The sequence below is a fragment of the Mesorhizobium sp. M1E.F.Ca.ET.041.01.1.1 genome, assembly GCF_003997355.1.
Classification (GTDB): domain Bacteria; phylum Pseudomonadota; class Alphaproteobacteria; order Rhizobiales; family Rhizobiaceae; genus Mesorhizobium.
The window spans coordinates 1-5,024 of the sequence record NZ_RZSL01000462.1 but is presented as its reverse complement, the minus strand read 5'-3'; the positions used below and the strand labels follow the sequence as shown (position 1 = coordinate 5,024).

Sequence of the window (5,024 nt, the reverse complement as noted above, 5' to 3'; positions counted from 1 at the left end):
GTGTCGAAAGCCGTGCGCAGCGCCCGCGCGGGCCTGCAGGATCCGAACCGGCCGATCGGCTCGTTCATGTTCCTGGGCCCGACCGGCGTCGGCAAGACGGAACTGACCAAGGCGCTCGCCGCCTTCCTGTTCGACGACGAGAACGCCATGGTGCGTATCGACATGTCGGAGTTCATGGAGAAGCATTCGGTCGCCCGGCTGATTGGCGCGCCTCCCGGCTATGTCGGTTATGAGGAGGGCGGCGCGCTCACCGAAGCGGTGCGGCGCCGGCCTTACCAGGTCGTGCTGTTCGACGAGATCGAGAAGGCGCATCCGGACGTGTTCAACGTGCTGTTGCAGGTGCTCGACGACGGCCGGCTCACCGATGGCCAGGGCCGTACGGTCGACTTCCGCAACACGCTGATCATCATGACCTCCAACCTTGGCGCCACCTATTTGGTCGATCTCAGCGAGGACCAGGACGTCGACGTAGTGCGCGACGAGGTGATGAATGTCGTCAAGGCGTCGTTCCGTCCGGAGTTCCTCAACCGCGTCGACGAGGTGATCCTGTTCCACCGGTTGCGCCGTCAGGACATGGACCGCATCGTCGAGATCCAGCTCAGGCGGCTGGAGAACCTGCTTGTCGATCGCAAGATCACGCTGTCGCTCGACCACGATGCGATCGAGTGGCTGGCGTCGAAGGGCTACGATCCGGCCTATGGTGCCAGGCCACTGAAGCGGGTGATGCAGAAGGAATTGCAGGATCCGCTGGCGGAAAAGATCTTGCTTGGCGAAATCCTCGACGGCTCGACCGTCAAGGTCACCGCCGGCTCCGATCGCCTGAACTTCCGCTCGAAGCCGACCGTGGTGGCGACCGAAGCCGCCGCCTGATTCGAGCCAGAAAGCAGGTACAGGGGCGCGTCGCACCGGATCGGTGCGGCGCGCTCTTGCTTTTTGACGGGGCCGTACCGCAAAACCGTATCGGTCTCGGTTATCGGAAGGGGCGATTCCATTGAAGCTCGAGGACTATGACGGCTTCTGCGCTTCGCTGCCCGCCGCGACGCATGTCGTGCAATGGGGCGGCGCCCATGTCTGGAAGGTCGGCGGCAAGGTGTTCGCGATCGGCGGACACGACCGGGCGGGCCAAGTCTTCGTCACCTTCAAATGCTCCGACATGGCCTATGACGTGCTGAAGGAGCAGCCGGGCTGCCGGCCCGCGCCCTATCTCGCCTCGCGCGGTATGAAATGGATCCAGCGTCAGACAAGCCAGAGCATGGATGATGCGGCGCTGAAGGACTATCTGCGCGAAAGCCACCGCCTGGTTGTGCGGAAGCTGACGAAACTGGCACGCAGCGAACTGGGGCTGGGCTGACATTCGGTTCGGGATCATGGTGAAACGCTGGAAATCCGCCATCTTCATGCCCGGTTCATGTTGGAACCTTAATTTCGGTAACTGGTTTTGCAGGCGAAGGGTTCGCCCGCCAAGACCATGCCGACCGGAGAGCCTGACCCCCATGCTGCGCACGATCTTTTCCCTTTCGGCACTCGCGGCCGGGCTGGTGTCTTCCAGTGCATTCGCGGCGCCGAGCGGAGATGACGTTGAGAAGACGGCGCGGCCCGCGCTGCACGGCGCGTTCGTGCTCGCCCAGGACGGCAATATCGACATCTATTACGACGCCAGGGGCAACCGGGTGCTTGTCGATGCCGACACCGGCAAGGTCATCGCCATCCAGCCGCCGCAGAGCAGGCTCGATCGCCGGGCGCTTCGCCGTCAGCTACGGATGCAGGAGCTCGGCCGCGCGCCGGTCGAGGACGACGACCGCTACTATCTCGACAATCCCGACGACATGGCCCGCTTCCGCCGCAAGCAACTGGAAGAAGAGGGCAGGGTCATTCCGCCGCCGGTCGATGAGAACGATCCCTATAACGACAATTCCGTCGATGCCTATCCGCCGGCGCCGAACGACGAGGGCTACGCTACCACCTATCCGGAGGCGCCGAAGTCGGACGCCATCGGGCGCCAGCCGCTGAACGAGGCATCGATCGATCCCGCGCAGCCGGACCAGGGCGAAGTGCTGCAGACCAATCCGGACACCCAGGCCGCGCTGCCGCCGGACACGGGCGGCAAGGCCACCGTCGATCCGTCGTTGTCGCTCGGCGTGCGCCAGGACGTGGCCGACCTTCAAGTGCTGCTCGACCGCGCCGGCGCCTCGCCGGGTGTCATCGACGGGCGCTTTGGTTCCAACGTCGACAAGGCCTTGGCCGCCTACAACCAGATCACCGGCAGCAATCTGAAATCGACCGACGCCGTCGGCATCAAGACGGCGCTCGCCCAGTCGGGCGGCGACGCCTTCGCTTCCTATACGATCACGCCCGAGGACGCGGCCGGGCCCTATGTCGCTTCGATCCCGGAGGATTACAGCCAGAAGGCCAAGCTCGACCGCATGGGCTATACCTCCGTCACCGAGGCGCTGGCCGAGCGCTTCCACATGGACGAAGGCTATCTGAAGTCACTCAACAAGGGGCTCGACTTCACCCGCCCCGGCACGATCATCAAGGTCGCCAATTTCGGCCAGCTGGTGTCGACGGCAGTTGCCCGCATCGTAGCCGACAAGGACAAGAAGGAAGTCTTCGCCTATGACGCGGGCGGCAAGCTGGTCGCGGCCTATCCGGCTACCATCGGCTCGGCCGACACGCCGTCGCCGACCGGCATCCATACCGTGTCGCGCGTCGCGCTCGACCCGAATTACACCTACAACCCCAACATCAATTTCAAGCAGGGCCAGAACGACAAGATCCTGACCATCCCGCCGGGGCCGAACGGTCCGGTGGGTTCGGTCTGGATCGCGCTGGACAAGCCGACCTACGGCATCCACGGAACGCCCGATCCCTCCAAGATCGGCAAGACCGAAAGCCATGGCTGCGTTCGCCTGACCAACTGGGACGCGCGCGAACTCGCCAAGCTGGTGTCGCCAGGCGTCACAGTGGAATTCGTCGGCGGACCATCAATCGCGGATGTCGGCGGGATCTCAACCGATGATTTTACGCAGCAATGAGCCGCGCAGTGCGGCGGCATAGATCAGCTGCACCAGCAAAATGAAGGCGATGCTCAGCAGCGGAGTGATGAGGCAAAGCGCTGCGCCGATCGCCCACAGGATCTGCGCCTTGACTATGCGCTGATAGACGGTGCGCCGCGTTTGTGCATCGATGTCCTCCATCAGCATGCCGTTCCTGTCGGCGTACCACCAGCTCGCGAACAGCGTGACGCCGAGCATCAGAAGGTTCAGCCAGTAGACGAGCGCCGCGACGCGGAATTCGAGGAAATCGGCCAGCAGGTCGGTGGAAAACGGCAACAGCGCGATGAAGGCGAGAAAGCTGAGATTGAGCGTCGCCAGTCGCCGGTCCGATTTGGCGATCAGGCTGTGCTGCGCCTGCTGGCCGAACCAGAAGATGGTCAGCGTCAGGAAGCTCAGCGCATAGGTCAGGAACCGCGGCGCGAGTGCAAGAACCGCGGCAAGCAACTCGCTTTCCGAATGCACCGTTTCATGCGACGGCACCCTGATCTCCAGCACGATCAAGGTCAGCGCGATGGCAAAGACGCCGTCGGTTATGCCGACGATGCGCCCGCGCGCTTCGGCCGACGGTTCGAGCGGTCGCTTCATGGCTTCCCCCTTAGACTATTTGTTTTTACGCAATCCCGGACGGAAGGCTACGGCGAAGTCGCCGAGCCCAACCGTTCCACACTTTTCCTGGAATTGCTCTGGCGCAAGTTCGAAACGACGGGCCGGAACCTAGCACGCGACGGTTCGTTTGCATCCTGATTGCCGCCCTCCTGGCCATTCGGTCAGTGCAAGCTGGTTTCAAGAATCGCAATCCTCTGGCTCGTTGTTAGGAATGCGCCGGAGAGCTAAGCAGACATTCATGGCGTCCTCGCACGAGACCACAGCCGATTCGCTTTCGACCGCGCCTCGCGCGAACGGTACGTTCTGCCCTCAGACGCGGCGCAAGTTCGTGCTGGTGGCGGCGATCCTTGCTTCGGCGCTCGGTTTCATCGACGGTTCGATCCTGGCGATCGCCATGCCGGCGCTGCGCGTCAATCTCGGCGCCAGCCTGGCGGAGGCGCAATGGATCTCCAACGCCTACGCGCTGACGCTTTCGGCGCTGATTCTGGCAGGCGGTGCGGCCGGCGACCGATTCGGCCTCAGGCGCGCCTTCGTCACCGGCATCGCGCTTTTCATTGCCGCTTCGCTCGCCTGCGCGCTGGCGCCCAATCCGGCGGTGCTGATCGGCTTCCGCGCCATCCAGGGCATTGGCGCGGCCATCATGGTGCCGGGCAGCCTCGCTATTATCGCCAAGGCCTATCCGAAGAAGGAGCGCGGCCGGGCGATCGGCATCTGGGCGGCCGCGTCGGCGCTGACGACGGCGCTCGGTCCGGTGCTCGGCGGCTTCGTGCTGTCGACCTTCGGCAATGGCGTCTGGCGCGCGATCTTTGCCGTCAACCTGCCGCTCGGGCTGGTTTCGATCTATCTGCTGCTCGTCAAGATCCCGGCCGACCAGCCGACCGAAAAGCGCAGTCTCGATCTCGGGGGCGCCGGGCTTGCCACACTCGCCTTCGGGGCGCTGGCCTACGGATTGACGGCGATGAACGCCGAGGGCGGCGGGATGATGGCCGGGCCGGCGATCGTCGCCGGCGTGGTCCTGCTCTTCGTCTTCATCCTTTACGAGCGCTGGCAGCGCGAGCCGATGATCGATCTCGGCCTGTTTCGCATCGGCGCTTTCGCCGGCGCAAATCTCGCGACCTTCTTCCTCTATTTCGCGCTGTCGGCGAACCTGTTCTACCTGCCGATGGTTCTGATCGCGGGCTGGGGACTGAGCTCGGCCGAAGTCGGCTTCATCTTCCTGCCGCTGTCGGCTTTGATCGCGCTGCTGTCGGGGCCGGTCGGCCAGTGGTCCGACAAGATCGGCCCGCGCCTGCCGATCGCCGCCGGCAGCTTCGTCGTCGCCATCGCCTTTTCGGGCATGGCCCTGCTCGCCCATGCCGGCAT

The 5,024-nt window shown here is 64.2% G+C and carries 5 protein-coding genes; 4 read left to right on the top strand and 1 reads right to left on the bottom strand.

Annotation, left to right across the window (positions count from 1 at the left end; genetic code table 11):
• From EOA38_RS27795 to EOA38_RS27785, 3 genes are all read left to right on the top strand, one after another.
• A partial coding sequence (locus EOA38_RS27795; RefSeq protein WP_127300725.1) for an AAA family ATPase occupies positions 1 to 870 on the top strand: 870 nt, incomplete at its 5' end.
• 121 nt (positions 871 to 991) lie between these two features.
• Positions 992 to 1,351, top strand: a complete 360-nt coding sequence (locus tag EOA38_RS27790) for an MmcQ/YjbR family DNA-binding protein (protein WP_126091768.1) — start codon at positions 992 to 994, stop codon at positions 1,349 to 1,351.
• Between the two features lie 142 nt (positions 1,352 to 1,493).
• Complete coding sequence (locus EOA38_RS27785; RefSeq protein WP_126091769.1) at positions 1,494 to 3,035, top strand: L,D-transpeptidase family protein; 1,542 nt, start codon at positions 1,494 to 1,496, stop codon at positions 3,033 to 3,035.
• On the opposite strand, the gene EOA38_RS27780 is transcribed toward EOA38_RS27785, so the two are convergent.
• On the bottom strand, positions 3,009 to 3,641 hold the full coding sequence (locus EOA38_RS27780) for a TMEM175 family protein (protein WP_126091770.1): 633 nt from the start codon (positions 3,639 to 3,641) through the stop codon (positions 3,009 to 3,011). The genes EOA38_RS27785 and EOA38_RS27780 overlap by 27 nt on opposite strands.
• Positions 3,642 to 3,900: 259 nt before the next feature.
• On the opposite strand from EOA38_RS27780, the gene EOA38_RS27775 reads away from it, so the two are divergent.
• Positions 3,901 to 5,024, top strand: a 1,124-nt coding sequence (locus EOA38_RS27775) for an MFS transporter (protein WP_127300724.1), incomplete at its 3' end; no start/stop codon positions are given.

Coding starts and splice junctions, on each gene's coding strand:
- EOA38_RS27785 (WP_126091769.1), top strand. CDS start 1,494: ATGCTGCGCACGATCTTTTCCCTTTCGGCACTCGCGGCCGGGCTGGTG.
- EOA38_RS27780 (WP_126091770.1), bottom strand. CDS start 3,641: ATGAAGCGACCGCTCGAACCGTCGGCCGAAGCGCGCGGGCGCATCGTC.